25 protein-coding genes are annotated in these 25,547 nt (G+C 72.4%); 12 read left to right on the forward strand and 13 right to left on the reverse strand.

Going from position 1 to position 25,547, the window contains the following annotated elements; translation table 11 throughout:
• Positions 1-10 precede the first annotated feature (10 nt).
• From ABEB12_RS27325 to ABEB12_RS27340, 4 genes are all read left to right on the forward strand, one after another.
• On the forward strand, positions 11-1,744 hold the full coding sequence (locus tag ABEB12_RS27325; protein WP_185065017.1) for an NAD+ synthase: 1,734 nt from the start codon (positions 11-13) through the stop codon (positions 1,742-1,744).
• Positions 1,745-1,879: 135 nt separating this feature from the next.
• Positions 1,880-2,752 (forward strand): 3-methyl-2-oxobutanoate hydroxymethyltransferase, encoded by an 873-nt coding sequence (gene panB / locus ABEB12_RS27330; protein WP_185065016.1) that lies wholly within the window; start codon positions 1,880-1,882, stop codon positions 2,750-2,752.
• A 135-nt stretch (positions 2,753-2,887) separates the two neighbouring features.
• Positions 2,888-3,871: a prolyl aminopeptidase gene (pip, locus tag ABEB12_RS27335; RefSeq protein WP_185065015.1), complete on the forward strand. Its 984-nt coding sequence runs from the start codon at positions 2,888-2,890 to the stop codon at positions 3,869-3,871.
• A gap of 87 nt (positions 3,872-3,958) precedes the next feature.
• Positions 3,959-4,204, forward strand: coding sequence for a hypothetical protein (locus ABEB12_RS27340; protein WP_185065014.1), 246 nt, complete (start codon positions 3,959-3,961; stop codon positions 4,202-4,204).
• An 84-nt stretch (positions 4,205-4,288) separates the two neighbouring features.
• Here ABEB12_RS27340 and ABEB12_RS27345 read toward each other — a convergent pair whose 3' ends face one another.
• Together ABEB12_RS27345 and npdG are read right to left on the reverse strand one after the other, a co-directional pair.
• The gene (locus tag ABEB12_RS27345) at positions 4,289-5,068 is read right to left on the reverse strand and encodes a helical backbone metal receptor (protein ID WP_185066099.1); all 780 of its coding nucleotides are present in this window, start codon (positions 5,066-5,068) and stop codon (positions 4,289-4,291) included.
• 11 nt (positions 5,069-5,079) lie between these two features.
• The gene (gene npdG / locus ABEB12_RS27350; protein WP_345703185.1) at positions 5,080-5,760 is read right to left on the reverse strand and encodes an NADPH-dependent F420 reductase; all 681 of its coding nucleotides are present in this window, start codon (positions 5,758-5,760) and stop codon (positions 5,080-5,082) included.
• A 79-nt stretch (positions 5,761-5,839) separates the two neighbouring features.
• Here npdG and ABEB12_RS27355 point away from each other — a divergent pair, with 79 nt between their 5' ends.
• Positions 5,840-6,643, forward strand: a complete 804-nt coding sequence (locus ABEB12_RS27355) for a DUF4097 family beta strand repeat-containing protein (protein ID WP_345703186.1) — start codon at positions 5,840-5,842, stop codon at positions 6,641-6,643.
• Between the two features lie 50 nt (positions 6,644-6,693).
• On the opposite strand, the gene ABEB12_RS27360 is transcribed toward ABEB12_RS27355, so the two are convergent.
• Positions 6,694-7,344 carry a response regulator gene (locus tag ABEB12_RS27360; RefSeq protein ID WP_185065012.1) on the reverse strand — a complete coding sequence of 217 codons (651 nt, stop codon included), beginning with the start codon at positions 7,342-7,344 and terminating at the stop codon, positions 6,694-6,696.
• Positions 7,341-8,597 carry a sensor histidine kinase gene (locus ABEB12_RS27365; RefSeq protein ID WP_345703187.1) on the reverse strand — a complete coding sequence of 419 codons (1,257 nt, stop codon included), beginning with the start codon at positions 8,595-8,597 and terminating at the stop codon, positions 7,341-7,343. Before ABEB12_RS27365 ends, ABEB12_RS27360 begins: the two co-directional genes overlap by 4 nt.
• 254 nt (positions 8,598-8,851) lie before the next feature.
• Here ABEB12_RS27365 and ABEB12_RS27370 point away from each other — a divergent pair, with 254 nt between their 5' ends.
• Both ABEB12_RS27370 and ABEB12_RS27375 read left to right on the forward strand, forming a co-directional pair.
• The gene (locus ABEB12_RS27370) at positions 8,852-9,007 is read left to right on the forward strand and encodes a hypothetical protein (protein ID WP_185065011.1); all 156 of its coding nucleotides are present in this window, start codon (positions 8,852-8,854) and stop codon (positions 9,005-9,007) included.
• A 5-nt stretch (positions 9,008-9,012) separates the two neighbouring features.
• Positions 9,013-9,762, forward strand: a complete 750-nt coding sequence (locus tag ABEB12_RS27375) for a hypothetical protein (protein WP_185065010.1) — start codon at positions 9,013-9,015, stop codon at positions 9,760-9,762.
• On the opposite strand, the gene ABEB12_RS27380 is transcribed toward ABEB12_RS27375, so the two are convergent.
• A complete protein-coding gene (locus ABEB12_RS27380) occupies positions 9,746-10,600 on the reverse strand; it encodes a fumarylacetoacetate hydrolase family protein (RefSeq protein ID WP_185065009.1) in 855 nt (284 codons plus the stop codon). The genes ABEB12_RS27375 and ABEB12_RS27380 overlap by 17 nt on opposite strands.
• 10 nt (positions 10,601-10,610) lie before the next feature.
• Positions 10,611-11,768 (reverse strand): serine hydrolase, encoded by a 1,158-nt coding sequence (locus tag ABEB12_RS27385; RefSeq protein ID WP_185065008.1) that lies wholly within the window; start codon positions 11,766-11,768, stop codon positions 10,611-10,613.
• A 129-nt stretch (positions 11,769-11,897) separates the two neighbouring features.
• On the opposite strand from ABEB12_RS27385, the gene dapA reads away from it, so the two are divergent.
• Positions 11,898-12,740 carry a 4-hydroxy-tetrahydrodipicolinate synthase gene (gene dapA, locus ABEB12_RS27390; RefSeq protein WP_185065007.1) on the forward strand — a complete coding sequence of 281 codons (843 nt, stop codon included), beginning with the start codon at positions 11,898-11,900 and terminating at the stop codon, positions 12,738-12,740.
• 50 nt (positions 12,741-12,790) lie between these two features.
• Here dapA and ABEB12_RS27395 read toward each other — a convergent pair whose 3' ends face one another.
• The 6 genes from ABEB12_RS27395 to ABEB12_RS27420 all read right to left on the reverse strand — a co-directional run bounded on the left by ABEB12_RS27395 (position 12,791) and on the right by ABEB12_RS27420 (position 18,604).
• Positions 12,791-13,141, reverse strand: a complete 351-nt coding sequence (locus tag ABEB12_RS27395) for a VOC family protein (RefSeq protein ID WP_185065006.1) — start codon at positions 13,139-13,141, stop codon at positions 12,791-12,793.
• 401 nt (positions 13,142-13,542) lie between these two features.
• The gene (locus ABEB12_RS27400) at positions 13,543-13,866 is read right to left on the reverse strand and encodes an MmcQ/YjbR family DNA-binding protein (protein WP_185066096.1); all 324 of its coding nucleotides are present in this window, start codon (positions 13,864-13,866) and stop codon (positions 13,543-13,545) included.
• Between the two features lie 53 nt (positions 13,867-13,919).
• On the reverse strand, positions 13,920-14,861 hold the full coding sequence (locus tag ABEB12_RS27405; protein WP_185065005.1) for an NAD(P)-dependent oxidoreductase: 942 nt from the start codon (positions 14,859-14,861) through the stop codon (positions 13,920-13,922).
• 10 nt (positions 14,862-14,871) lie between these two features.
• Positions 14,872-16,881 carry a fatty acid desaturase gene (locus ABEB12_RS27410; protein WP_185065004.1) on the reverse strand — a complete coding sequence of 670 codons (2,010 nt, stop codon included), beginning with the start codon at positions 16,879-16,881 and terminating at the stop codon, positions 14,872-14,874.
• A 94-nt stretch (positions 16,882-16,975) separates the two neighbouring features.
• Entirely contained in the window at positions 16,976-18,115 is a 1,140-nt protein-coding gene (locus ABEB12_RS27415) for a helix-turn-helix domain-containing protein (RefSeq protein WP_221498735.1), read from the reverse strand.
• 9 nt (positions 18,116-18,124) lie between these two features.
• Positions 18,125-18,604, reverse strand: a complete 480-nt coding sequence (locus ABEB12_RS27420; RefSeq protein ID WP_185065003.1) for a MarR family transcriptional regulator — start codon at positions 18,602-18,604, stop codon at positions 18,125-18,127.
• A 64-nt stretch (positions 18,605-18,668) separates the two neighbouring features.
• Between ABEB12_RS27420 and ABEB12_RS27425 the strand changes: the two genes are divergently transcribed.
• Entirely contained in the window at positions 18,669-21,314 is a 2,646-nt protein-coding gene (locus tag ABEB12_RS27425) for a PEP/pyruvate-binding domain-containing protein (RefSeq protein WP_185065002.1), read from the forward strand.
• Here the strand turns inward: ABEB12_RS27425 and ABEB12_RS27430 are convergent.
• Entirely contained in the window at positions 21,311-22,399 is a 1,089-nt protein-coding gene (locus ABEB12_RS27430) for an alpha/beta fold hydrolase (RefSeq protein ID WP_185065001.1), read from the reverse strand. The two genes, ABEB12_RS27425 and ABEB12_RS27430, sit on opposite strands and share 4 nt — an antisense overlap.
• Before the next feature lie 312 nt (positions 22,400-22,711).
• Between ABEB12_RS27430 and ABEB12_RS27435 the strand changes: the two genes are divergently transcribed.
• Genes ABEB12_RS27435 through ABEB12_RS27445 form a run of 3 tightly spaced genes read left to right on the forward strand, consistent with a single transcriptional unit; the run spans position 22,712 to position 25,280 of the window.
• Positions 22,712-23,599 (forward strand): MetQ/NlpA family ABC transporter substrate-binding protein, encoded by an 888-nt coding sequence (locus tag ABEB12_RS27435; RefSeq protein WP_185065000.1) that lies wholly within the window; start codon positions 22,712-22,714, stop codon positions 23,597-23,599.
• Between the two features lie 2 nt (positions 23,600-23,601).
• A complete protein-coding gene (locus ABEB12_RS27440) occupies positions 23,602-24,624 on the forward strand; it encodes an ATP-binding cassette domain-containing protein (RefSeq protein WP_185064999.1) in 1,023 nt (340 codons plus the stop codon).
• Positions 24,625-24,680: 56 nt separating this feature from the next.
• Positions 24,681-25,280 carry an ABC transporter permease subunit gene (locus ABEB12_RS27445; RefSeq protein ID WP_185066094.1) on the forward strand — a complete coding sequence of 200 codons (600 nt, stop codon included), beginning with the start codon at positions 24,681-24,683 and terminating at the stop codon, positions 25,278-25,280.
• Positions 25,281-25,547 lie beyond the last annotated feature (267 nt).

Genomic DNA, 25,547 nt, shown 5'->3' on the forward strand with positions numbered 1-25,547 from the left:
TGATGGAGCCATGGCCCACCTGCGGATCGCGTTGGCTCAGATGGACACCTGCGTCGGGGACCTCACCGGCAACGCGGACAAGATCGTCGACTGGTGCCGGCGGGCGGCCGAGGCCGGCGCGCACGCCGTCGTCCTGCCGGAGATGGCGCTCACCGGTTACCCGGTGGAGGACCTGGCGCTGCGCGAGTCCTTCCAGGCCGCCTCGCTGGCCGCGCTGGACCGGCTGGCCGTCCGGCTCGCCGAGGCGGGCTGCGCGGAGCTGCTCGCGGTGGCCGGCTACCTGGGCGCGGACCCCGGCGAGCCGGGCGGCGGCCCGCGCAACGCGGCCGCCCTGCTGCACGGCGGCCGGGCGGCGGCCACGCAGTACAAGCACCACCTGCCCAACTACGGGGTCTTCGACGAGCGGCGGTACTTCAAGCCCGGCGGTTCGCTGGCCGTGGTCCGGCTGGCCGGGGTGGACATCGGCCTGGTGATCTGCGAGGACATCTGGCAGGACGGCGGTCCGGTGGCCGCGCTCGGCGAGCTCGGCGTGGACCTGGTGCTCTCCCCCAACGCCTCCCCCTACGAGCGGAACAAGGACGACCAGCGGCTGCCCCTGGTGGCCAGGCGCGCCGCCGAGGCCGGCGCGGCGCTGGCCTACTGCAACCTGATCGGCGGCCAGGACGAGCTGGTCTTCGACGGCGACTCGATGGTGGTCTCCGCCACGGGCGAGCTGCTGGCCCGGGCGCCCCAGTTCGTGGAGCGGCTGCTGGTGCTGGACCTGCAGCTGCCGGGAAGCTCGTGGCGCGGACGCGACGGGGTGGCCGGGTTCCGGGTGGACCGGGTGGTCCTCTCCGAGCACCCGCTGCCGGCGGTCCCGGACGTCGAGGCGGGCGAGCTGGCCGAGCCGCTCGCCGAGGAGGCCGAGGTATGGGGCGCGCTGGTCACCGGCCTGCGCGACTACGTGCACAAGAACGGCTTCCGCTCGGTGGTGCTCGGGCTCTCCGGCGGGATCGACTCCGCGCTGGTCGCGGCCCTGTCCGTGGACGCCCTGGGCGCGGACTCGGTCTACGGGGTCTCCATGCCGTCCGGGTACTCCTCCGAGCACTCCCGCAACGACGCCGCCGACCTGGCCGGTCGCACCGGGCTGCACTACTCCGTGCAACCGATCGGCGACATGGTGGACGTGTTCGTCAAGCAGCTGGCCCTGTCCGGGCTGGCCGAGGAGAACGTGCAGGCCCGCTGCCGGGGCGTGACGCTGATGGCGCTGTCCAACGCGCACGGGCACCTGGTGCTGGCCACCGGCAACAAGTCCGAGCTGGCGGTCGGCTACTCCACCATCTACGGGGACGCGGTCGGCGGCTTCGCGCCGATCAAGGACGTGCCGAAGACGCTGGTCTTCCGGCTGGCCCGGTGGCGCAACGCGGAGGCGGAGCGGCGCGGCGAGACGCCGCCGATCCCGCCGAACTCGATCACCAAGCCGCCCTCGGCCGAGCTGCGGCCGGGCCAGCTGGACACCGACTCGCTGCCCGACTACGACCTGCTGGACCGGATCCTGGACGAGTACGTGGAGGCCGACCGGGGATTCACCGCGCTGCTCGCCGCCGGGTTCGACGCGTCCCTGGTGGAGGAGATCGTCCGGATGGTGGACCGGGCCGAGTACAAGCGGCGCCAGTACCCGCCGGGCACCAAGATCAGCTTCCGGGCGTTCGGCCGGGACCGCCGGCTGCCCATCACCAACGGCTGGCGGGAACGCCGCCCCTAGGGTGCCTTCCGCCACGTTGTGAGGCTCGTCGCAGGTGTGGCCCGTTCGGCCGTATCGGGTGCGACGCTGGTGCGCACCAAGCCGGAGACGACCCGGGGACCCGCCAGGCGGGCCTCGAGGGAAGGACGGTTGACGATGACGTCACCCGCAGCGGGGCCCGAGCAGCTCGCGCCCTACCGCACCGGACCAGCCGAGACGCCCACCGCCCCGGTGAAACGGGTCCGGATTCCGCAACTGCGCGCGTTCAAGGAACGCGGCGAGCGCTGGCCGATGCTCACCGCCTACGACACCTACGCCGCCGAGATCTTCGACCAGGCCGGCATCCCGGTACTGCTGGTCGGCGACTCCGCCGCGAACAACGTGTACGGCTACGACAGCACCCTGCCGATCACCGTCGACGAGATGTTGCCGCTGGTCCGGGCCGTGGTGCGGGCGACGAAACGGGCACTGGTGGTGGCCGACCTGCCCTTCGGCAGCTACCAGGTCGGACCGGCCCAGGCGCTGGAGACCGCCACCCGCTTCCTCAAGGAGGGCGGCGCGCACGCGGTCAAGCTCGAAGGCGGTCGCCGGTTCGCCCCGCAGGCCGAGGCGCTGGTCGGCGCGGGCATCCCGGTGATGGCGCACCTCGGTTTCACCCCGCAGAGCGAGCACACCATCGGCGGCTACCGCGTGCAGGGCCGGGGCGAGAGCGGCGAGGCGCTGATCGCGGACGCGCTGGCGATGCAGGGGGCCGGGGCGTTCGCGGCGGTGCTGGAGATGGTGCCGGCCGACGTGGCCAAACGGGTCACCGCCGAGCTGCACATCCCCACCATCGGCATCGGCGCCGGGCCGGACTGCGACGCGCAGGTGCTGGTCTGGCAGGACATGGCCGGGCTGAACCGGGGCCGCACGCCGAGGTTCGTCAAGCGGTACGCCAACCTGGGCGACGAGCTGCTGCGGGCCGCCCAGGAGTTCGGCGCCGAGGTGCGCGACGGCGCCTACCCCGACCCGGAGCATTCCTACTCCTGAGAATCCGGGTGCCCGGGTGCAACGCCGGCCCTCGGCCCGGCGATAACCCCGGAGCACCCCCCTAGCTGTCCCGCGCGGGCGCGGCGACCCCGTGCCCGCGCGGAGACTCCCAACCTTGATAGATAGCGTCCGCGTATGCGCGATTGCTATCCGCCGATCGAGCCGTACGAGCAGGGCGTGTTGGACGTCGGCGACGGCCACCGGCTGCACTGGGAGTGCTGCGGCAACCCGGACGGCAAACCGGTGGTCTTCCTGCACGGCGGCCCGGGCGGCGGCTGCAAACCGGACCACCGCCGCGCGTTCGACCCGGCCCGGTACCGGGTGGTGCTGGTGGACCAGCGCGGCTGCGGCCGCAGCACCCCGAACGCCGGCGACCCCGACCCGGGCGTGGCGCGCTCCGCGCTGCGGGCCAACACCACCGCCCACCTGGTCGCCGACCTGGACCGGCTGCGCGGCCACCTGGGCATCGACCGGTGGATGCTGTTCGGCGGTTCCTGGGGCTCCACGCTGGCGCTGGCCTACGCACTGCGGCACCCGGAGACGGTCACCGAGCTGGTCCTGCGCGGCATCTTCACGCTGCGCGAGTGGGAGCTGGACTGGTACTACGGCGGCGGCGCGCAGGCGATCTTCCCGGACCGCTGGGCGGAGTTCCTGGCCCCGCTGCCCCGGGAGCTGCACACCGCCGGCGCGGTGGCCATCATCGGCGGCTACCACCGGCTGCTGCACGACCCGGACCCGGCGGTGGCCGGGCGGGCGGCGGTGGCCTGGAGCGCCTGGGAGGGCGCCACGATCACCCTGCTCCCCCGGCCCTCGGTGGCCGACGCGTTCACCCAGCCGGACTTCGCCCTGGCGTTCGCCCGGATCGAGAACCACTACATGCGGCACACCGGTTTCCTCGCCGAGGGTGAGCTGCTGCGGAACGCGGCCCAGCTGGCCGGCATCCCCGGCGTCATCGTGCAGGGCCGCTACGACGTGTGCACGCCCATGCGCACCGCCTGGGAACTGCACCGGGCCTGGCCGAACTCCGAGCTGATCGTGGTCGACGACGCCGGCCACGCATTCAACGAGCCGGGCATCCAGGACGCACTGGTGAAAACCACCGACCGCCTGGCCGGTTGAGCACCCGGATCGGGTGATTCCCCTCCCCTACCCGCGCGGGCACTGGTTCGATCAGAGGCAAGATCCTTTTGAACCCGTGGAGGGCTCGTGACCAGGTTCGCCGTAGTCGTCATCGCGCTGGCCGCGCTCGTTGTCCCCGGCGCTGCCCAGCTTCAGGTGACCGATCCGGCGACGGCCCAGGCACCGGCCGTGTCCACCGCCGCTTCCGCCACCCAGTTGCTCGCCGCCGACGACGACGGAAAGGGCGAGGGAAAAGGTAAGGGGAAAGGTAAGGGCAAGGGGAAAGGCAAAGGTAAGGGCAAGGGCGGGGACAAGCCCGGCATCGAGCTCTAGCTGATCGCTGTCTCCGGCGGTTCGGCGTCGAAATTCGGGGCTCAATCGCCACGGACGACGATCACCCCCAGCCACGACCCCGCGTCAGGTTCGGGCCGACGATGCGCCGAGCTGGGCCAGCAGCTTCGCGCGGGCACCCACCAGGGAGGGGCCGCACCAGGTGAGCAGCCGGCCGTCCAGGAACGCGCACCGGGCGCCCGGGAACGCCTCCGGGCCGTCCCCCGGGTGGAACGGGTAGGGCTCGTCGGGCAGGGCCACCAGGTCCGCGCGCCGGGCCTCGAGCAGCGCGGTCAGCTCGGCCAGGGGTGGCCGGGGGTAGCGGTCGGCGTGCCCGGCGTAGGCGTTGGCCACGCCCAGCCGGCCCAGCACGTCGCCGGCGAAGGTGTCCCGGCCCACCAGCACCCAGGGCCGGCGCCACACCGGCACGATCGCGGTCGCCCACACCCGGGGCGGCGGGCCGGCCCACTCCCGCTCGGCGGCGGCCAACCAACCCGGGTCCACGCCGAACGCCCCGGTCAACAGCTTGCGCATCGAGCGCAGCCCGACCGGGACGGTGGCGGCCGCCTCGGTCACCCACACCGGGATGCCCTCGGCCCGCAGCGCGGCCACGTCCTCCGGGCGGTTCTCCTCGGCGTTCGCCAGCACCAGGTCCGGCCGGGTGGCCCGCGCGGCGTCCAGGTCCGGGTACTTCGAGCCGCCCACCCGCGCCACGTCCAGCCCGGCCGGATGGATGCAGTAGTCGGTGGCCCCGGCCAGCACCCCCGGCACGCTCAGCGCGACCGCCTCGGTGATCGACGGCACCAGGGAGACCACCCGCTCGGGGGCGCCGGCCAGCCCGACCGGCTCGCCCAGGTCGTCGGCCAGCGCCCGGGCCGTCACGGCAGGTCGGTGATCCGGATGCCCGCGTGCGTCTTGTAGCGGCGGTTGATCGCGATCAGGTTGGCGGTGAGCGCCTCCACCTGCCCGGCGTTGCGCAGCCGCCCGCCGAACACCCCGCGCACCCCGGGGATGGTGTCGGCCAGCGCGCGGACCTGGTCGGTGGCCTCGCGGTCGTCGCCGAGCACCAGCACGTCCAGGTCGATCTTCTCCACCGAAAGGTCGGCCAGGGTGACGGCGGAGACGTGGTGGAACGCGGCGGTGACCCGGGAGTCCGGCAGCAGCGCCTCGGCCTGCTGCGCCGCGCTGCCCTCCTCGACCCGCAGCGGGAACGGCCCCTGCTTGTCGAAGCCGAGCGGGTTCACGCAGTCGATCACGATCTTGCCGGCCAGCTGCTCACGCAGCGAGGTGAGCAGCGCGTCGTGGCCCTCCCAGGGCACCGCGACCAGCACCAGGTCGGCGGCGGCCGCGCAGCCGGCGTTGTCCGCGCCGCTCACCAGGTCGGACCCGGCCAGCCCGGCCTGTTCGGCCAGCTCGGCGGCGGCCTGCTCGGCGCGCTCGGCGCTGCGCGAGCCGATGACCACCTTCAGCCCGGCCCTGGCCCAGCGCAGCGCCAGGCCCTTGCCCTGCGGGCCGGTGCCGCCCAGCACGCCGATGGTCTGCCCGGTCAGCTCGCTCACGTCGTCCTCCAGGTACTCGAGATCAGCCCACCTTAATGCCCTGGCGGGCCACCCCCGTGGCCGCGGTTTAATGCCGCGCGTGACCCCGAAGCCGCCGGTTCCCCGCCCGTTCCCCCGCCGTTTCGCCCCCGCGCTGGTCGCGCTGGCCGTGCTCGGCCTCTCCGCGTGCAACGACGAGGGCAGCATCAGCCAGAACAACTCCAGCTCCACCTCCTCCAACTCCTCGGACGGCACCTCGACGGACGGCACTGCCGGCGCGCACACCGAGACCAACCGCTACGAGATCACCGACAAGGTGGCCCAGCTGCACCTGGAGGGGAAGGCCGGGAAGGTGTCGGTGGCGGCCGGGGACGGCCCGATCTCGGTCACCGAAACGCTGGTCTACACCGACAGCAAGCCCACCACCAGCCACAACGTCACCGGTGACACGCTCAACCTGCGCAACGACGGCTGCCCGGAGCAGACCAGCGTGGTGAACCGGCGCTGCCAGGTGGGCTGGGAGATCCGCGTCCCGGCCGGCACCAACCTGGACCTGAACACCCGGGCCGGCGGCATCGACCTGGCCGGCATGGCCGGCACGGTCACCGCCAACACCCACTCCGGCGGGGTGGACGGCAAGGACCTGCGCAGCAAGGCGGTCACCGCGCAGACCCACTCCGGCGGGGTGGACCTTCAGTTCCGCGAGGCCCCGGACCAGGTGAAGGCGGTCACCAAGGCCGGCGGCGTGGACATCCAGGTGCCCGCCGGCGTGCGCTACGCGGTGCGCACCGACACCAGCGCCGGCCGCCCGGAGGTGGAGGTGCAGCAGGACAACGCCTCGCCGCACAAGATCGACGCGTCCACCGGGGCCGGCTCGATCGACATCACCAACGGCAACGACTGAGCTACCCGTGAGTGGCGAGTGTGGCCATAGCCACACCCGCCACTCACGGGTCAGCGGGTGACCAGGCCGGCGTCGTAGGCGCAGAGGCCGGCCTGGGTGCGGTTCTCGCACTCCAGCTTGACCAGGATGCGGGACACGTAGCCCTTCACCGTGGTCTCCGACAGGAACAGCCGCTTGGCGATCTGGGCGTTGGACAGCCCCTCGCCGAGGCAGGTCAGCACGTCGGTCTCCCGGTCGGTCAGCTCCTGGATGAGTGCGACCGCCCGGTCCCGGTTGGCGTGCTCGTCCGAGGAGGCGGCCACCAGCCGCCGCGCCGCCGCCGGGGAGAGCACGGTGTGCCCGTCCGCGGCCACCCGGACCAGGCCGATCAGGTCCTCCGGCGGGGTCGACTTGACCAGGAATCCGGCCGCCCCGGCGCGCAGCGCCCGGATCACGTACTGGTCGGCGTCGAAGGTGGTGAGCGCGACCACCGAGGGCGGCTCGGGCAGCGCGGCGATCCGGGTGATCGCGGTGAGCCCGTCCACGCCGGGCATGCGCAGGTCCATCAGCACCACGTTGGGGCGGTGCCGCACGACCGCCTCCACGCCGGCCGCGCCGTCGTGCGCCGCCTCCACCACCTCGATGTCCGGCGCGGAGCCGAGGATGGTGCGCAGGTGGGCGCACACCATCGGCTCGTCGTCGACCACGACAACCTTGATCATGCGATCCCCCGTACCCGAGGCAGCTGCGGCGGGATGCTGGGTTCGTCCCTGGTCGGCACGTAGGCCGGCAGCGTGGCGTCCACCTGGAACCCGCCGTCCTCGGTGGCGCCCGCGTGCAGCGTGCCGCTGACCAGCTCCACCCGCTGGCGCAGCCCGAGCAGGCCGGTCCCCGAGCCGCTGGCGGTGAGCGCGGCGTCCACCCGCTGGGTGGGCATCGAGTTGCGCACGGTGAGGCGCACGCGGTCCGGCTCGTAGCGCATGGTGACCCGGGCGGCGGCGCCCGGCGCGTGCTTGCGCACGTTGGTCAACGCCTCCTGCACGATACGGAACGCGGTCCGGGCCACCACCGGGGAGGCCAGTGCCGGGTTGCCCCGCTGGTCCAGGTGCACCGGCACGCCCACCGACTCGGACTCGCTGAGCAGCTCGGTGAAGTCGGGCAGCGCCGCCTCGCCGCCGGCCCTGGGCGGCACGGTGTCCTCGATCATGTCCCCCGGTGAGGAGCGCAGCACCCCGACCAGGTCGCGCAGCTCCTCGAGGGCCTGGCAACCGGCCGCGCGCAGGTCCTCGGCGGCGGCCCTGGTTGCCGGGTCCTTGGCGGTCACGCCCAGCGCGCCGGCCTGCAGCACCATCAGGCTCACCCGGTGGGTGACCACGTCGTGCATCTCGGCGGCGAGCCGCACCCGCTCCTCCGCCCTGGCCTCCTCGGCCAGCCGGTGCTGTTGCCGCTCGGCCCGCTGCACCCGCTCGTTCAGGTTCGCCACGTAGTGGCCCAGCGCCGCGGAGATGCCCAGTATCACGACCAGCCCCACCAACCGTTCCAGCAGCACCGGGTCGCCCGGGCGCGTGGCGACCAGGAAGATCACCGCGATCATCAGCCAGGCGCGACGCCGGTCCGGGCTGTAGGCCAGCGCGGCGTACACCGCGAACGGCACGGCCAGCACGATCCAGCCCTGGTTCAGGTCACCGACCATGCCGGCCATCAGGTCGGGCTGCCAACGCCCGAGGAAGTACATGCCGACCGAGCTGGCCAGCATCACGAACAGCACGCTCAGCGGCGTCAACCGGCGGAACAGCAGGAAGAACGCGCAGGCCGACTGGATGAGCAGGCCCTCGGGCCCGTGCAGGTGCAGCGGCGCCCAGAGCACCACGACCAGCGTCGCCTGCACACCCAGCATCAGGGCCAGGTCGAACATGGCCTCCCGGCGTGACGCCCACCGCAGGCCACGCCGTTTGACCCTCCCCCTTGTGTTCACCAGTCGCACGTTACCCATCCTCGGCCCATCGACCATTCCTCAATCAGCGGAAACACCCCGGTTGGAACGGCACCATGCGACGAAAGTCGCAGCGCCGCCACACGGAGGCAGCAAGCGAACCCCTTTAGCCCTGGACATCCAGGCGTCGGCGGTTCAGCCTTGAAAGGGGACGCCAGTGTTTCCCGCGCGCGCCAAATTGGGCGCACGCTGGCAGGCGCGTCCCGCCTAGTTCCGGAACTGATCGGGAGGCCGTGATGAAGCTCGGAAAGATGCTCTCCGTCGGCGAAGTGGTGGAAGAGGCGCCGGCACCCGAGCCGAGCGCACCCCCGGCCGACCAGCCGGTGGTCACTGTCCGCGCGGACCTCGACGAACTGGTTGACGCGCCGGCTGTCGCGCACGCCGAACGGTAATCCGCATGGCTGGTTGGCCGTCCAGCCGCCGCACACCCAAGGAGCGCCTCTCCACGCCGCTGGTCGGCTACAAGTTGGCGCACCCGATGGTGTCGGCGGACGGAACTCAGGGCGGGTTCTGCGGGGTCACGCTCGGCCGGGCGAGCGTGTACCGGGTGGTTGCGGACGCCGAGTGCGCCCAGGGCGGGCGCCACAGCAGCCCGTCCCGCTGGTGCGACTGCGGGTTCTACTGCGTGAACACGCTGGACGATGCGCGGGCGCTGGCCTGCGATCCCGACTACCGCTACGCGGTGGTGCTGGAGGTCGCGGTTTCCGGTCGGTTCCTGCGCTACGAGAAGGGGCTGCGCTACGCCCGGCAGCGGGTCGGCGCCGTGCGGGTGGGCCGGTGCGGCTGCGGGCACGCCGGGACCGTGTTCGTGGAGGCCGGCGCCGGTACCGTGGGTTGGCGCCGGCTGGTCGCGGTGTGCACATCCTGCGTCGGCAACCGGCCGAGCATCACGATGGCCGAGTTCAGCCGGCTGTTGGACGGCACGCCGGTGATGCAGGACGATATGGCGCGCCCGTACGACCCCGTCCGCCCCTACGACCTGAGCGGGGCGTCCGCCGGGGAGGACGAGGCGCCGGCCGACACCCGCGACCTGGACCAGGTGGACAACGCCGCGCTGGTGCCGCTGCTCACCGCCGAGGTGGCGCTGCTGCAGGCTCGGTTGGACGAGATCCAGCGCCAGCTGGGGCGGCTCACCGAGCGGGGCTAGCCGGTTTCTCCTTGCGGCAGGTGTTGCGGCACTCGCCCACGCCGGCGATGCGGGTGGTGAGCACCGCGCCGTCGGTGAGGTAGCGCGGGGGCTTGCGGGCGTGGCCGACACCCCCGGGGGTGCCGGTGGCGATCACGTCGCCCGGGTTCAGCGTGATGATCTCGGACAGGTACCGGACCAGGGTGACCGGGTCGAACACCAGCTGGCCGGTGTCCGAGCGCTGCATCACCTCGCCGTCCACCTCGGTGCTGATCTCGGCTGTGATGCCGGGGCCGCCACCGGGCAGCTCGTCCGGGGTGACCAGCGCCGGACCGAGCGGCGTGGTCGCCTCGAACATCTTACCCTGCAGCCACTGCAGCGTGCGGTTCTGATAGTCGCGCACGGACACGTCGTTCAGCACGGTGTAGCCGCCGATGGCGGCCGAGGCGGCGGCCTCGTCGCAGTGCCGGGCCGGCGCACCGATGACCACCGCCAGCTCCGCCTCCCAGTCCACCGCCTCGGAGACCGTGGGCAGCCGCACGTCGTCGTACGCGCCGACCAGGGTGGGCGGGAACTTGGCGAACAGCGTCGGGTACTCCGGGGGCTGGCGGCCCATCTCGGCGATGTGGTCGCGATAGTTCATCCCGACACAGATGATCTTCTCCGGGGCCGGCACCAGCGGCGCGTAGTCCAGCCCGGCGACCGGGTGCGCCGGGCCGTCGGCGACCGCCGCGCGCGCCCGCCAGCCCGGGTCGCGCAGCAGCGCGCCGACGTCGGCGTGCCCGGTCTCCACGGCGGTGTCCCCCGCCAGCCGCACCGCTCGGGTGCCTTCCGATGTCCGAACCGTCGCCAGCCGCATGCTGATCAAATTACAGTGCGGCGTACAGCGCCCTCTCGTAGTCCTGGTACATCTTCACCGCGCGGGGCTCCACGAACGGCAGGAACTGGGTGTAGATCGCGCCGGTCACCCCGTTGCGGGGGTCCACCCAGAAGTGGGTGTTGAAGATCCCGGCCCAGGCCCCGCTCCACGCGGCCCGCGCGCCCGGCTGGTCCTCGCTGTTCAGCAGCAGCCCGAGGCCCCACTTCAGGCCCGGCCCGAGGTTGCAGTCACAGGTGAAGCTGGGGTCCGAGGTGGGGATCTCCGCCGGGAAGTCCAGTGCGCCGATCTGATTGGTGAACGCCTCGGCCACCGTCTCCGGGTTCAGCACCTTCGCGTCGCCCAGGGTGCCGCCGCCGAGCAGCATCCGCTGGAAGGCCAGGTAGTCGCGCGGCGTCGAGTAGAGCCCGTGGCCGCCGGCCCACCACTCCGGCTCCTGGTTGAAGTCCGCCTCGGTGGCCACCCAGTTGCCCGACTCGTCACGCATGTGCACCGGCACCGAGTTGGCCCTCTGCTCGGGCGTCATCAGGAAGGTCGTGTGGTGCATGCCGAGCGGGCCGAGCACGTTCACGTCCAGGTAGGCGTCCAGCGACTGGCCGCTGACCGCTTCCACCACCAGTCCCAGCCAGTCGGTGTTGATGCCGTAGTCGAACCGCGTTCCCGGGTCCGCGACCAGTGGTGCGGTGAAGATCGCTTTCAGTCCGGAGTTGACGTTCGGTGTCCCGGTGACCGCCTCCCAGCGCTTCAGTTCCGGGCTGAAGAACCAATACCCGAGACCGGAGGTGTGGGTGATCAGCTGCCGCACCGTGGCCCGCCCGCCGGCCGGGCGCAGCTTCGGGGTGTCCCCGTCGAAGCCCTCGAGCACGCCGAGGTCGGCGAATTGGGGCAGGTAGGTGTCCACCGGGGCGTCCAGCTCCAGGTTGCCGCGTTCGGCCTGCTGCAGGGCGGCCACCGTGGTCACCATCTTGGTCATCGAGGCGATGCGCAGCGACGAGTCCGGGGTGATCGGGTCGTCCTCGCCGACCGCCCTCGGCCCCGCTGCGCCCTGGTACACCGGGCCGTCCCGGTCGGCGGCCATGGCCACCACGTTCGGCACGTCACCGGCCGCCACGGCCGCGCTGAGTACCTCGTCGATCGCTGCTTCACGCATCGGCTTCCTCCGTTGGACGGCGTGGGGTGTGGTGCTGCTTACCCTCGCAATCACTTAATCCCGAGTCAACGGCGACAAAAGCGCGCTAACCCTCTCGACTAAGCCACTCGCGCGATGCAAGCTGTGCCAATGTCGCTCGGTTCCGTGCTCACCGCCGTCGTCACCCCGTTCGACGACAACTTCGACGTGAACGAACAGGCCTTCGTGGACCTGCTGCACCACCTGGCCGCGCACGGTTCCGACGGCTTCGTGGTCTGCGGCACCACCGGCGAGGCCTCCACGCTGGACGACACCGAGCACCTGCGGGTGATCGAGCTGGCCTGCCAGAACCGGCCGGCCGGCACCAGGATCGTGGCCGGCACCGGCTCCAACAACACCCGGCACGCCTGCCACCTGACCGAGCGCGCGACCGAGCTGGGCGCGGACGCGATGCTGTCCGTGACCCCGTACTACAACAAGCCGAACCGGCGGGGCATCGTGACCCACTACCGGGAGGTCGCGGCGGCCACCGACAAGCCGGTGGTGCTGTACAACATCCCGTCCCGGGTGGTCATCGACCTGCCCAACGACCTGCTGGCCGAGCTGGCCCAGATCGAGCACATCGAGTACGTCAAGCAGGCCAACAACGCCAACCTGGCGCCGATCGACGGGCTGGGCCTCTACGCGGGCAACGACGAGATCTTCGCCGCCACCCTGGACATGGGCGGGCACGGCGTGATCTCGGTGGCCTCCCACGTCATCGGCGACGAGATGCGCCGCATGGTCGACGAGCCGGAGCGCCGCGCCGAGATCGACGCCTCCATCAAGGCGGTGCGGGACGTGGTCAACGTGGGCAACCCGATGTCCGTGAAGGCCGCGCTGAACCTGCTCGGCCACCGGGTCGGCGGCCTGCGCCTGCCCATGATCGAGGCCACCCCCGAAGAACAGGCCGCCATCCGCGCCGCGCTGGTCCGGCACGGCCTCCTGGACTAGCGCCCCCCCGCGCGCCTCACTGGGCGCGCGCTCAGCGAGCGCGTTCCGCGCTAGGTCAGCTCGGTGTAGAGGCTGAGCACGTTGCCGTCCGGGTCGGCGAAGTCGCAGTAGTCGACCGCGTCCGGCACGTGGATCAGCGGGCCGACCTCGACGCCCAGCCCGATCAGCCGTTCCCGCTCGCCCTTCGCGTCCGCGACGCCGAAACGGGTGATCACCTGGGCGCCGGAGCGCTCCGCCGGCTGCTGGCCGAGCTGCAGCCAGATCGGGCCGAGCTGGAACTCCACCACGCCCTCGGCGGGCTCCAGGTCGGGTTCCCCGAGGTCGAACACCCGCCGGTACCACTCGGTCGCCCGCGGCAGGTCGCTCACCGGCAGCCCGACCGTCACACTCGCCAGCTCCATGCGCGCCATCCTGCCGCGCGCCGCCGGAGCGGGGAACTTGTTTACGCAACGCGTGTTGCGTATGCCCGCGTCACTTCAGCCCCGCCCGCATCTGGCCTCCTTCGCTGGTCACGGGCCGTAGTCGTCGAGGTCTCGCTCGGCCCGATCCCGCCGGTTGCGGATGTCGAGATGGACAGGGCGCACGTTCGATCATGGAAGAAACGTGCGCCATGTCCGTCTCGACGAAAGCGCGCCTCCGACGATGCCAGGACCCGCCTACGCTCCGTAACCACAGCCGAGAAGCGGGCCGACGGCTCCCGCCGGCCGGTCGCTCAAGCCGCGGGAGACCGGCCCAGCTCCGCCGTCCAGGCCGCTCTACAAGCCCACCCACCCCATACGCAACACGCGTTGCGCAAACCGACCTAACCGGGCTCGTCCAACTGAGCGGCCAGGCGCTTCGGAGCGACCATCCGGAAGGCCTCGCGGACGAGTTCGTCCACCTCGGTCCAGTCGACGTCGGGCACGTCCAGGTACACGCCCAGCCAGCCCCGGACGCCGACGTACGGCGGCACGAAGAACCGGTCCGGGCGCTCGGCGACCAGGGCGTCCCGCTCCTCGGCGGTGGCCGCGCACCAGAATCCCACCCGGTCGTCGTGGTGGCGGCCGGCGAACATGACGAACACCTTCTTGCCCCGGACGAACCAGGTCGGCTCGCCGTGGCTGAGCCGCTCGGTCGCCTCCGGCATGGCCAGGCACAGCGGGCGCAACCGGTCCAGCGCCCCGGCCTGAACTGGGTCGGTCACCGGTCCACCCGGTTGCGCATGGGCCGGCCGGCGCGGAATGCGGCCAGGTTCTCCGCGACCAGCAGCGCCGCGTCCCGGGGGCGGCCGCCGGCCGCGTGCGGCGTGATGATCACGTTCGGCAGGTCCCAGAGCGGTGACTCGGCGGGCAGTGGTTCGACGCGGAACACGTCGAGCGCGGCGCCGGCGATCCGCCCGGCGCGCAGCGTGTCGGCCAGCGCATCCTCGTCCACCGTGCTCCCCCGGCCCACGTTGACCAGCCACGACCGCGCCGGCATGCGCGCGAGCAGCTCGGCGTCCAGCGCGTGCCGGGTGTCCGGGGCGTGCGGCAGGATCATCACCAGCACGTCGGCGTCGGGCAGCAGCTCGGGCAGCGCGCTTGCCGCGCGCACCGGGTAGCCGGCCCGTTCCCCGTCCGCCCGCGCAACCCCGGTGACCCGCGCGCCGAGCGCGGTGAGCAGCGGCGCCAGCGTCTGGCCGATCTCACCGAAGCCCCAGATCAGCACGTTCGCCCCGTGCAGGGTCTCCAACCGGCCGTCCGCCTGCTCCACCCGGATGCCGCCGAGGTCGGTGCGCCAGTTGTGCTCGGGCTGCGCGGCGACCAGCTGGTGGATGCCCCGCAACCCGGCCAGGATCAGCGTCAGGGCGTGCTCGGTGACCGTGGCGTTGTGCAGCGAGCGGCCGGTGGTGATCGCCACGTGCTCGGGGAACCCGGCGGCCAGCACGTCGTCCGGCCCGGCGGCGAGGCCCTGCACCCAGCGCAGCTTGGTCAGCTGTCCGGCCGCCTCGCGCAGCAGCGGGACCGTGCCGCCCCAGGAGACCAGCACCTCGGCGTCGTGGTGCTCGGCCGGGATCGGCTGGCGAGGGTCGTAGTCGACCACCGTGACGTCCTCGGGTACCTCCGGCCGGCCGGCGACATTCGTGGGATAGAGGAGCTTCACCCCGACGAGATTAGTCGTCGTAGTCGATCGTGACCTCCGCGCTGGTGGGCTGGGCCTGGCAGGTCAGCACGTAGCCGGCGTCCAGGTCGGCCCGGCCGAGCGCGAAGTTGTGCTCCATGGCGACCGTGCCGCGCACCAGCTTGGCCCGGCAGGTGCCGCACGCCCCGCCCATGCAGGCGTAGGGCGCGTCCGGGCGCACGGACAACGCCCCGTCCAGCACGGACTGCCCGGCCGCCAGCTCGACCACGTCCTCCCGGCCGTCCAGCCGGACGGTCACGCTGCTCGCCACGCCGACGTCCTCCGCCGGTGCCGAGGCCGGTACGTGGAACAGCTCCGCGTGCACCCGCTCGGCGTCCACCCGGTGCGCCAGCAGGGTCCGCCGCGCGTCCTCCACCAGCCCCGACGGGCCGCACAGGTACCACTCGTCCACATCCGCCGGGGCCAGCCGCTCGGCGAGGAGCCGGCCGAGCAGCGCCTGGTCGATCCGGCCGGTGTAGGGGCTCGCGCCCCGGTGCGGCTCGCGGGACAGCACGTGCAGGATCTCCAGCCGGTCGGAGAAGCGGGACTCCAGGGCGGCCAGCTCCTCGCGGAACATCGTGGAGTGCCGGGTCCGGTTGCCGTAGACCAGGGTGCACCGGCTGTCCGGCTCCACCTCCAGCGCGGTGGCCAGGATGGACAGGATCGGCGTGATGCCGCTGCCGGCCGCGACGGCGGCATAGTGCCGGCGGCCGGCCGGGTCCAGCGCGGGACCGAACCGGCCGGTCGGGGTCATCAGCTCCAGCTCGTCGCCGACCGCCAGCCGCTCCGCCACGTACGAGGAGAACACCCCGCCGGGGATGCGCTTCACCGCGATGCGCAGCGGCCCGCCGGTGGCCGGCGCGCAGATCGAGTAGTTCCGCCGCACCCCGTTCGCCTCGGACCGCACGGTGACGTGCTGCCCGGCCTCGAACCGGAACCGCTCGGCCAGCCGGTCCGGCACGTCGAAGGTGATCGCCAGGCTGTCCTCGGTGAGCCGGTCCAGGGCGGCGACGGGCAGCCGGTGGAACTCCGCGTGGCTGGCGGAGGAACCGCGCGGCCGCGTGACGGGGCCGACCCGGGCCAGCGCCGAGTCCAGCTCCCGCCAGGTCCGGTACTCCTCGGTGGTCAGCTCCCGGCCGAACGCGGTCATGATCGCCGCGTCCCGCTCCAGGTAGGCCTCCTCGTTGCGCTTCCACGCGGCGATGTACCGGTAGAACGGGATGGACGGGTGCAGGTGGTGCACCAGGTGGTAGTTCTGGTAGAGCAGCACCGGGGTGAGCAGCCACTCCATGCCGACCCGGATCCGGGTGGCCCGGTAGCGGTTCTCCCGCTGCGTCACCTCCAGCCCGTGGTGCGGCAGCCAGTCGAACCACCAGGCCAGCACGCCCAGCGCGATGCGGGACGGGATCAGGTACACCAGCGCGACCGTCCACAGCGTGCCGGTGAGCGCCGCGACCGTGACCCCGGCCAGGAACAGCAGCACGATCCCGGCCGTCTCCGCGATCTCCCGGCCGGACCGGCGGCCCAGGTGCTTGAGGTAGAAGCAGGCGTACCAGAAGTCGATGGTCAGCCAGCGGAACGGCAGCTGCCACCAGGGGCCGTCGGTGGCCCAGGCGTCCGGGTCGGAGTCCAGCTCCTCGTTGGTGTTGCGGTGGTGCTCGATGTGGATGAAGCCGAACAGCGGCGCCGAGGCGTACGGCACCACGAACGGCACGGTCAGCCGGCCGAGAACCGCGTTGACCCAGCGACGGCGGCTGATCGAGTAGTGCACCGCGTCGTGCAGCACGGTGAACATCATGAAGCTCACCGCCGCGTGCACCGGGATGGTCAGCCACGGCGACACCCCGAGGCCGAGCAGCGCCCAGGTGGCCAGCCCCCACACGACCAGCGAGCCGGCGAACAGCCCGACCGTGGGCCCGGCCAGGGCCGGCACCGGCTCGACCGGGTCGGGTAACGCGGTGCGCGGGGTTACGGCACGGGCGGCGGCGTCGGCGCTGGTCATGGCGACCAGGGTGACGCTCCCCGGCGATCGGCACCATGTGCCTGGCTCCCAGATTCGGCGATCGCGTTTGGAGCCGGCTCCAAACACTCCCGGCTCACTGGTCCATGACCGCCCGCCGCAGCGCCCACCACAGCTCGAACTGGACCAGCGGGTCGCGCAGCTGCGCGCCGGCGAGCACCTCGAACCGGGCCAGCCGGTAGCGCAGCGTGTTGGGGTGGATGTGCAGGCGCTCGGCGGCGGTCTCCACATGCGCCCCGGCGGCGAGGTACTCGCGCAGCGTGGCCTCGATCTCCGGGCCCGACCCGGACTCGGCCAGCGGGGCCAGGTAGCGGCGGCACAGCGCGTCGCCGACGTCGGCGTCGGCGACCACGGCGGCGTGCAGACCCAGCTGGGCCAGGTCGCGGGTGCCGGCCAGCCGGAACGCCCGCATGGTGTGCAGTGCCCGGCTGGCCAGCCGGAACGACTCGGCCAGCCGGTCGAGCGGCACCCCCGGGCCGACCCCCGCGCGGCCCGGCGACGCGTCCCCGGGCGGGTCCCGCTGGAAGCCGGCCAGGTCGGCGTCCACCAGCACGCTCATCCCCCGGCCGTCCCGGGCCGCGTCGGTCAGCCCGATCGCCCGGTCCACCTCCCGCCAGGACTCCCCGGCGGCCGGCTGGGCCCGCACCGCCCGGTACTGCCCCTCCGGGTCCAGCCCGTACGTCTTGGCCCTGGCCCGCAGCTCGGCCGGGTCGCCCGTGCCGAACAGCAGCGCGCGTACCAGCGACGCGCGCCGGTCCTGCGCCTCCCGGTCCCGCTCCAGCTCGGCCCGCCGGTGCGCCCGGGCCGTGGTGATCATGCCGACGTCGCCGGCGGCCATGGTCACCCGCACGAAGGCCAGCCGCTGGTCGTCGCCGAGGCCGAACCCGGGCGCGGCCGCAACGCCCCGTTCCACCAGCACGTCGACGCCGATCCGCCAGGCCAGCAGCATCTCGTCCACCGGCGCGCCCAGCACCGCCTGCGCCTCGCCGACCTGTTCCAGCACCTTGGTCTGCCGCCGGGAGAGCCTCGGCACGTCCGCCCGGGCCAGCGCCACGGCGCACTCCATGGCCGCCGCCACGTGCCGCTCGAAATCCTCGATCGGGATGTCCCGGTACACCGAGAGCCGGCGTTGCATCCGCCGGCTGATCTCGGCGGCCAGCTCCGCGCGCTCGGCCAGCAACACGTCCAGCAGGAGATGCCACGGCGGCGGGGCCATCCAGGGATTCTAGTGTCGCGAGTCGGCGTCCCGTACAGCTCGCCAGCGGCGCATCATGGCCGGTGACTCGCCCCGGACGAACTCGAAGAAGCGCCGGGTGTCCTCCAGCCGGGCGCCGGCGGCGGTGTCCGGGCCGGCCGCCTTGACGCCCTCCCCCATCAACCCCGCCCACCGGGTGTACTGCCGGTCCTTGCGGTCGATGGCCTCGTACCACATGTCCGCCTTGAGCTGGTACCGGTCGCGGCGCTCCCCCGGCACCCGTTCCTTCACCACCAGTTCCAGCTGGCCCAGGTAGCGGACCGCGCCGGACACCGCCGCCGGGCTGATCCGCAGCAGCCGGCCGATCTCGGCGGCGGTGGCCCCGCCGGACTCGGTGGCGAGCAGCGCGACCAGCACCCGGGCCGCCATCCGGGGCATCCCGGCGTCCGCCAGCTCGACCGCGAAGCGCTCGACGAACCGGGCCATCGCCTCGTCGTCGCGATCCTCCATGACCGGACCCTACCCAGCAAACACAACTTTCACAAATTTGTGAAAAGAGAGTAGGTTGCCGGGCATGACCATCACTACCCCGTCCGACCAGGCCCTCCCCCTGGTTCGACCGCTCGCCGACCCCGCCGCCGACCTGGCCCAGGTGGGGGGCAAGGGTGCCTCGCTCGCGCGACTGGCCACCGCCGGGCTGCCGGTGCCCACCGGTTTCCACGTGACCACCGAGGCCTACCGGCGGTTCCTCGCCGAGGCCGGCCTGGAACGACCGGTCCTGGCCGCCGTGGCCGCCGTCGACCCGGCCCGCCCGGAGACCCTGGATGCCGCCTCGACGACCATCGCCGCGCTGTTCGCCGAGCACCCGATCCCGGCCGACACCGCCGCCGCGATCACCGCCCGGTACCGCGAGCTGGGCGCCGACGCGCCGGTCGCGGTGCGCTCCTCGGCCACCGCCGAGGACCTGCCGGAGCTGTCCTTCGCCGGCCAGCAGGACACCTACCTGAACATCCGGGGCGAGGCGGCGCTGCTGCGCGCCGTCCGCCGGTGCTGGGCTTCGCTGTGGACCGCCAGGGCGATCGGGTACCGCGCGCGCACCGGCATCGCACCCGACCAGGTCGGCCTGGCCGTGGTGGTGCAGGAGCTGGTGGCGGCGGACGCGGCCGGCATCCTGTTCACCGCCAACCCGATGACCGGCGCGCGGGACCAGATCGTGATCAACGCGAGCTGGGGCCTGGGCGAGGCGGTGGTCGGCGGGCAGGTCACCCCGGACACCGTGGTGGTGGACCGGGCCACCGGCGAGCCGGCCGAGCAGCGGGTCGCGGACAAGACGACGATGACCGTGCGCACCGAGACCGGCACCGCCGAGGTCCCGGTCCCCGAGGAACTGCGCCGGGAACCGGTGCTGAACCGGGCCGAGACCGCCACCCTCACCGAGCTCGGCGAGCGCATCGAGAAGCTCTACGGCACGCCGATGGACGTGGAGTGGACCCGCCGGGGCGGCGAGTTCTTCGTCGTGCAGGCCCGGCCGATCACCACCCTGCGCACGCCGCCGGTGAAACTGCCGGACCACGACTCCACCGACGGCGGATACCTGGTCTGGAACGACAGCCTGGCCGGCGACTACCTGTGGACCTCGACCAACATCGGCGAGGCGGTGCCGGACGTGGTGACGCCGTGCGGCTGGTCGGCGCTGAAGATCTTCCTGGACGGCTCGCTGCCGATCGACGGGGCGGCCGGGCACAAGCTGGTCGGCAACATCGGCGGCCGGCTCTATCTCAACCTGAGCACGATCTTCGGCCTGGCCGACGCGTTCTTCATGGGCGAGAAGGCCAGGACCGGCACCGAGCAGGTGTTCGGCATCCTGCCCGAGGGCATGACCATCCCCGAGCTGCCCACGTCCCGCTGGCGGATCATGGGCACCGGCCTCACCCAGGCGATCCGGGCCCGGCGCAAGTTCGCCGCCGACCAGAAGGTGTTCGCCGACGTGGTGCCCCGGACCCCGGCGCGGTGCGCCGAGCTGCGCGGCCGGATCCGCGCGGCCCGGTCGACGGCCGAGCTGGCCCGACTGTGGCGTGAGGAGCTGGAACCGCTGCACCGGGGCGCGGCGGAGATGCTCGGCGCCGGGGCGCGCAGCGACGACAGCGCACTCGCGCTGGGCCGCAAGGAGCTGCGCAAGCTGGTCAGCGAGGAGGACGCCAACCTACTGCTCTCCGGGGCACAGGCCGACGGCGGCACCCTGGACAGCCTCGGCCCGGTGGTCGGCCTGGCGAAGGTGGCCCGGGGCGAGCTGACCCGGGAGGCCTACCTGGAGCAGTGGGGGCACCGGGGTCCGCACGAGCTGGAGATCTCCTTCCCCCGCCCGGCCGAGGACCCACACTGGCTGGACGCCCAGCTGGCCGGCCTGGCCGACGCCCGCCAGGACGCGGTGGCGCTGCTGGAGCGGCAGGACGCGGCGCGGCGGAGCGCCTGGCGGCGCCTCACCGAGGCCGACGCGGACCAGGCCGAGCGCCTTCGCGGCAAGCTGGCCACCTGGACCGGCGCCGCGCGGATGCGCGAACAGGCCCGCTCCGAGGCGGTGCGGGTGTTCTGGGTGGTGCGGGACTGGGTACTGCGGGCCGGCGAGCTCACCGGGCACGGCGAGGACCTGTTCTTCCTGTACCTGGACGAGCTGCTGGGCCTGCTGGACGGCCCGGACCTGGACGGCTCGGACGACCTGGACGGCTCTGGCGACGAGGCGCTGGCCCAGGTGGCGCCGCGCCGGGCCACGCACCACCGGTACGCCGCGCTGCCCCCGTACCCCTCCTACATTCGAGGCGCGTTCGACCCGTTCGCCTGGTACGCGGACCCGAACCGGCGCGGTGACGCCTGGCCTTCCGCCGCACCGGCCGAGCCGGCGGGTGACACGATCACCGGGTACTCGGGCGCGGCCGGCGTGGTGGAGGGCACCGCGCGCGTGCTGGCCAGCGCGGACGAGGGCGCGTCGCTGCGACCGGGGGAGATCCTGGTGACCACGATCACCAACGTGGGCTGGACGCCACTGTTCCCCCGGGCCGCGGCGGTGGTCACCGACGTCGGCGCACCGCTGTCGCACGCCGCGATCGTGGCCCGCGAGCTGGGCATTCCGGCCGTGGTCGGCTGCGGCGACGCGACCATGCGGCTGCGCACCGGCGACCGGGTGCGGGTGGACGGCTCACGGGGCACCGTCCAGGTGATCTAGAAACCGCGCTTGTTCAGCCATTCGGAGACCTCGTGGCGCATCCGGGGCGCGGTGCGCTCCAGGGTGAGGGCGTGACCGGTGTCGGGCAGGAAGATGTCGGTCACGTCCTTGCTGCCCACGAAGTGCGCGCGCTGCAGCCGGGTGCCGGCCGCGTTGTCCTGGAACAGCGCGTCGTTGTGCCCGTAGACCAGCAGCACCGGCACCTTCACCGTGGCCAGCAGCGCGTTGTCGCTGACCGCGTTCGGGATCGCCGAGCCCAGCCGGCCGCACGGGTCCTTCACCCGGTCCTCGGTGGCCGCCCTCGCCACGTCCGGGTCGGTGTTGTGCAGGTGGCCGGCCCGGTAGTCGGCGTCCGACTGGCCGAAGTAGGCGTAACCCCTGGTGTGCGGGTCGCCCTGCTTGGGGTCGCCGCCGAGGGTGCAGCGCACCAGGGTCTGGCCGGCGGTGGTCAGCAGCAGCGGGCTGAACCCCTGGTCGGCGAAGGCCATCACGATCAGCGCGTCGATGTCGTGGAACGAGTACGCCTCGGCCTGCGCGGTGAAACCGCTGGCCGAGTGGCCGGCCAGGGCGATCCGCTTGAACCGCACGGCGTCCTCGCCCTCGGCCCGGTACTCGCCGGAGCGCAGCTGGCCGACCATCTGGTGGATGATCGTGGCCTCCGAGCCGTAGCAGATGTCCTGCCCGTTGGGCACCGCGTCGCTGCGCCCGTAGCCCGGCAGGTCGAAGGCCAGCGAGGCGTGCCCGGCATCGGCCTGCTCGCCGATGTAGTCGTAGCCGGGCACCTTCGTGAACTCGAAGAAGCCCCTGCCGGTGTAGGCCAGGCCGTGCGAGTAGATGGTGAGCGAGGGGTTGTCCTCGTGCAGCACCCGGCGCGGCGCGGCCAGGGTGCCCTTGACGGTGTACCGCTTGCCGTCCGCCTGGCAGGCCACCTTCGACTCGTTCACGTTGGTGACCTCGAAGGACACCGGCACCTTGACCACGTCATCGGACTCTGGTGACGCAACGGCCGTACCCGTGACCAGCACGGCGGACAGTGCCACCGCCAGTCCGGAACCGAGAAGCAGACGTGCCGACCAGCCGCCCATGTGGCTCTCCAGTGATCGCCGGTGCGCAGCGCCGCGCACTCGTGGTGAGCAACGAGGTACGAAAAGTGACGGTGCGACCACCGGCCGGCGCTCGTCCGGATGAGTGACGTACGGCTCCCCGTTCAGGGGAGGCGGTCGCGCGGCGTGTGCTACCGTAAATTTGACTGAATCACTCAAGAATGGGGCGGAACAATGCCGGGTTGTTGTCGTTAGCCGACACCCCGCCGCACCCAACCGTCCGCCTTCGCGGTTTCATATCAGCAGTGCCGGTCACCGGCGGCGGACCATGTTCGTCTTCGAGGGGAAACACCGATGAAGCCCAAGCTCCGTGCCCTGCTGTTGCTACCCGCTCTGGCGGCGGCCCTGGTGATGTCGGCCTGCTCACCGCCACCCGGCGCCAGCTCCTCGGCGACGGCGGTGAAGATCGGGGTGGCGGACGCCAGCGAGGCCTACTGGCAGGTCTTCCAGCGCAAGGCCAAGGAGCGGGGCATCGACGTCGAGCTGGTCAACTTCACCGACTACAACCAGCCCAACCCCGCGCTGTCGCAGAACCAGCTGCAGCTGAACCAGTTCCAGCACCTGCAGTACCTGGCCAACTACAACGTGCGCAACCACGACACCCTGGTGCCGGTCGGCGCCACCGCCGTGTACCCGCTGCCGCTGTACTCGCGCAAGCACCGCTCGCCGGCCGACATCCCGTCCGGTGGCCAGGTGGTGATCCCGAACGACCCGACCAACCAGGCCCGGGCACTGCTGACGCTGCAGGCGGCCAAGCTGATCACCCTCAAGGGCGGCGGCAACACCCTGTCCACGCCGGCCGACGTGGACACCGCCGCGTCCAAGGTCACCGTGATCCCGGTGGACGCCGCGCAGACCGCCGCCAACCTGCCCAGCGTGGACGGCGCCGTGGTGAACAACAACTACGCCACGTCGGCCAACCTCTCGCCCCAGGAAGTGATCTTCTCCGACGACCCGAACAGCGAGTCCTCCAAGCCGTACATCAACGTGTTCGTGGCCCGCGCGGCCGACAAGGACAACCCCACCTATCTGGACCTGGTGCGGGTCTACCACGACCCGGAGGTGGAGGCCGCCGCCAAGCAGGACCTCGGCCCCACCACCGTGTTCAAGAACAACGACCCGGCCGAGCTGCAGGCGGTGACCAAGTCCCTGGAGGCGACCATCCAGAAGGCCGGCACCTGACGGTGACCCCGGTCATCAGCTTCCGCAACGTCAGCAAGGAGTTCCCCGGTGCCGGCGGCTCGCCGGTGCGCGCGGTCGACTCGGTGGACCTGGACGTGGCGAACGGCGAGATCGTCGGCGTGATCGGCTACTCCGGGGCCGGCAAGAGCACCCTGGTGCGGCTGATCAACGGCCTGGAGGTGCCGACCTCGGGCGAGGTCGTGGTGGAGGGCAGGCCGCTGTCCGGGATGGCCGAGCGGGACCTGCGCGCGCTGCGCGGCCGGGTCGGCATGATCTTCCAGCGGTTCAACCTGCTCTCCTCGCGCACGGCGGCCGGCAACGTGGCGTACCCGCTCAAGGTGGCCGGCTGGCCGCGCGAGCGCCGGGCCGCCCGGGTGGCCGAGCTGCTGGAGTTCGTGGGGATCTCGGAGAAGGCCCGGCAGTACCCGGCGCAGCTGTCCGGCGGGCAGCAGCAGCGGGTGGGCATCGCGCGGGCGCTGGCCACCGGGCCGGCCATCCTGCTCGCCGACGAGGCGACCAGCGCACTGGACCCCGAGACCACCAAGGACGTGCTGGCCCTGCTGAAGAAGGTGAACACCGAGCTGGGCACCACGGTGGTCGTGATCACCCACGAGATGGAGGTGGTCAGCTCGCTGTGCGACTCGGTGGCGGTGATGGAGGGCGGCCGGGTGATCGAGCACGGCCCGGTCTACGACGTGTTCGCCTCGCCCCGCGAGCCGGCCACCAAGCGGTTCGTGCAGAGCGTGCACGGCGACCGGCCCTCGCCGGAGACCCTGGCCCGGCTCCGCCACAGCTTCCCCGGCCGCATCGTCACCGTGCCCATCCGGGACGGCGGCACGGCAGCCGGCGAGCTGGCCGGCCGGTTCGCCGCGCGCGGGGTGCGGGCCACGATCATCTACGGCGGCATCGGCGAGCTGTCCGAGAAGCCGTTCGGCAGCCTCACCTACGAGCTGGCCGGCGCGGACGCCGACGTGGACGCGCTGCTGGCCGAGCTCCGGTCGCACACGCCGGTGGAGGAACTGTGAACAACTGGGCGCAGCTCTACCCGCAGCTGGTGCTCTCCTTCCAGCAGACCATCTACATGGTGGTCTGGACGCTGCTCATCGCGGGCGGCCTCGGGCTGCTCATCGGGGTGCTGCTCTACGCCACCCGGCCGGGCGGGCTGCTGCGCAGCCCGGTGGTGTTCCACCTGCTCAACGTGCTGGTGAACATCGTCCGGCCGATCCCGTTCATCATCTTCATCACCGCCGTCGGCCCGCTCACCCTGCTGGTCATGGGCACCACCATCGGCACGCAGGCGGTGGTGTTCCCGATGGCCACCATGGCCAGCTTCGTGATCGGCCGAGTGGTGGAGCAGAACCTGATCGCGGTGGACCCCGGGGTGATCGAGGCGGCCAGGGCGATGGGCGCGAGCAAGTCCCGGATCATCCTCACCGTGCTGATCCCGGAGGCGCTCGGGCCGCTGGTGCTGGGTTACACGTTCATCTTCGTCGCGGTGGTGGACATGTCCGCGATGGCCGGCTACGTGGGGGGCGGCGGGCTGGGCAACTTCGCCATCGCGTACGGCTACCAGCAGTTCAACTGGCCGGTCACCCTGGTCACCGTGGTGATCATCATCGTGGTCGTGCAGGCGGCGCAGCTGCTGGGCAACTGGCTGGCCCGCAAGGCTCTGCACCGATAAATCGAGCACCGGCAAGGCCACCTACAACGACGGCACGGCGGCCCGCTACCAGGCCGCGCAGACCGGGCTGCGCAAGTTCGAGGAGGCCGGCCCGCCCAAGCCGCCGCCCCGGCCGCGGCGGCTGGCCGTGCGACTGCCGCTGGCCGCCGGCGGGACCGATCCCGACGTCGAGCACCAACCGGTCGGTGACGAGCAGCCCGGGTCGGTGGCGCACACCGGAACAGCCCGGCTGGGCGCGCGGGTGCGACCCGGCTGGTTCCGGGGCGG

Origin of the sequence: Actinospineispora eucalypti, from assembly GCF_039543365.1 — a bacterium.
Classification (GTDB): Bacteria; Actinomycetota; Actinomycetes; order Mycobacteriales; family Pseudonocardiaceae; genus Pseudonocardia; species Pseudonocardia eucalypti.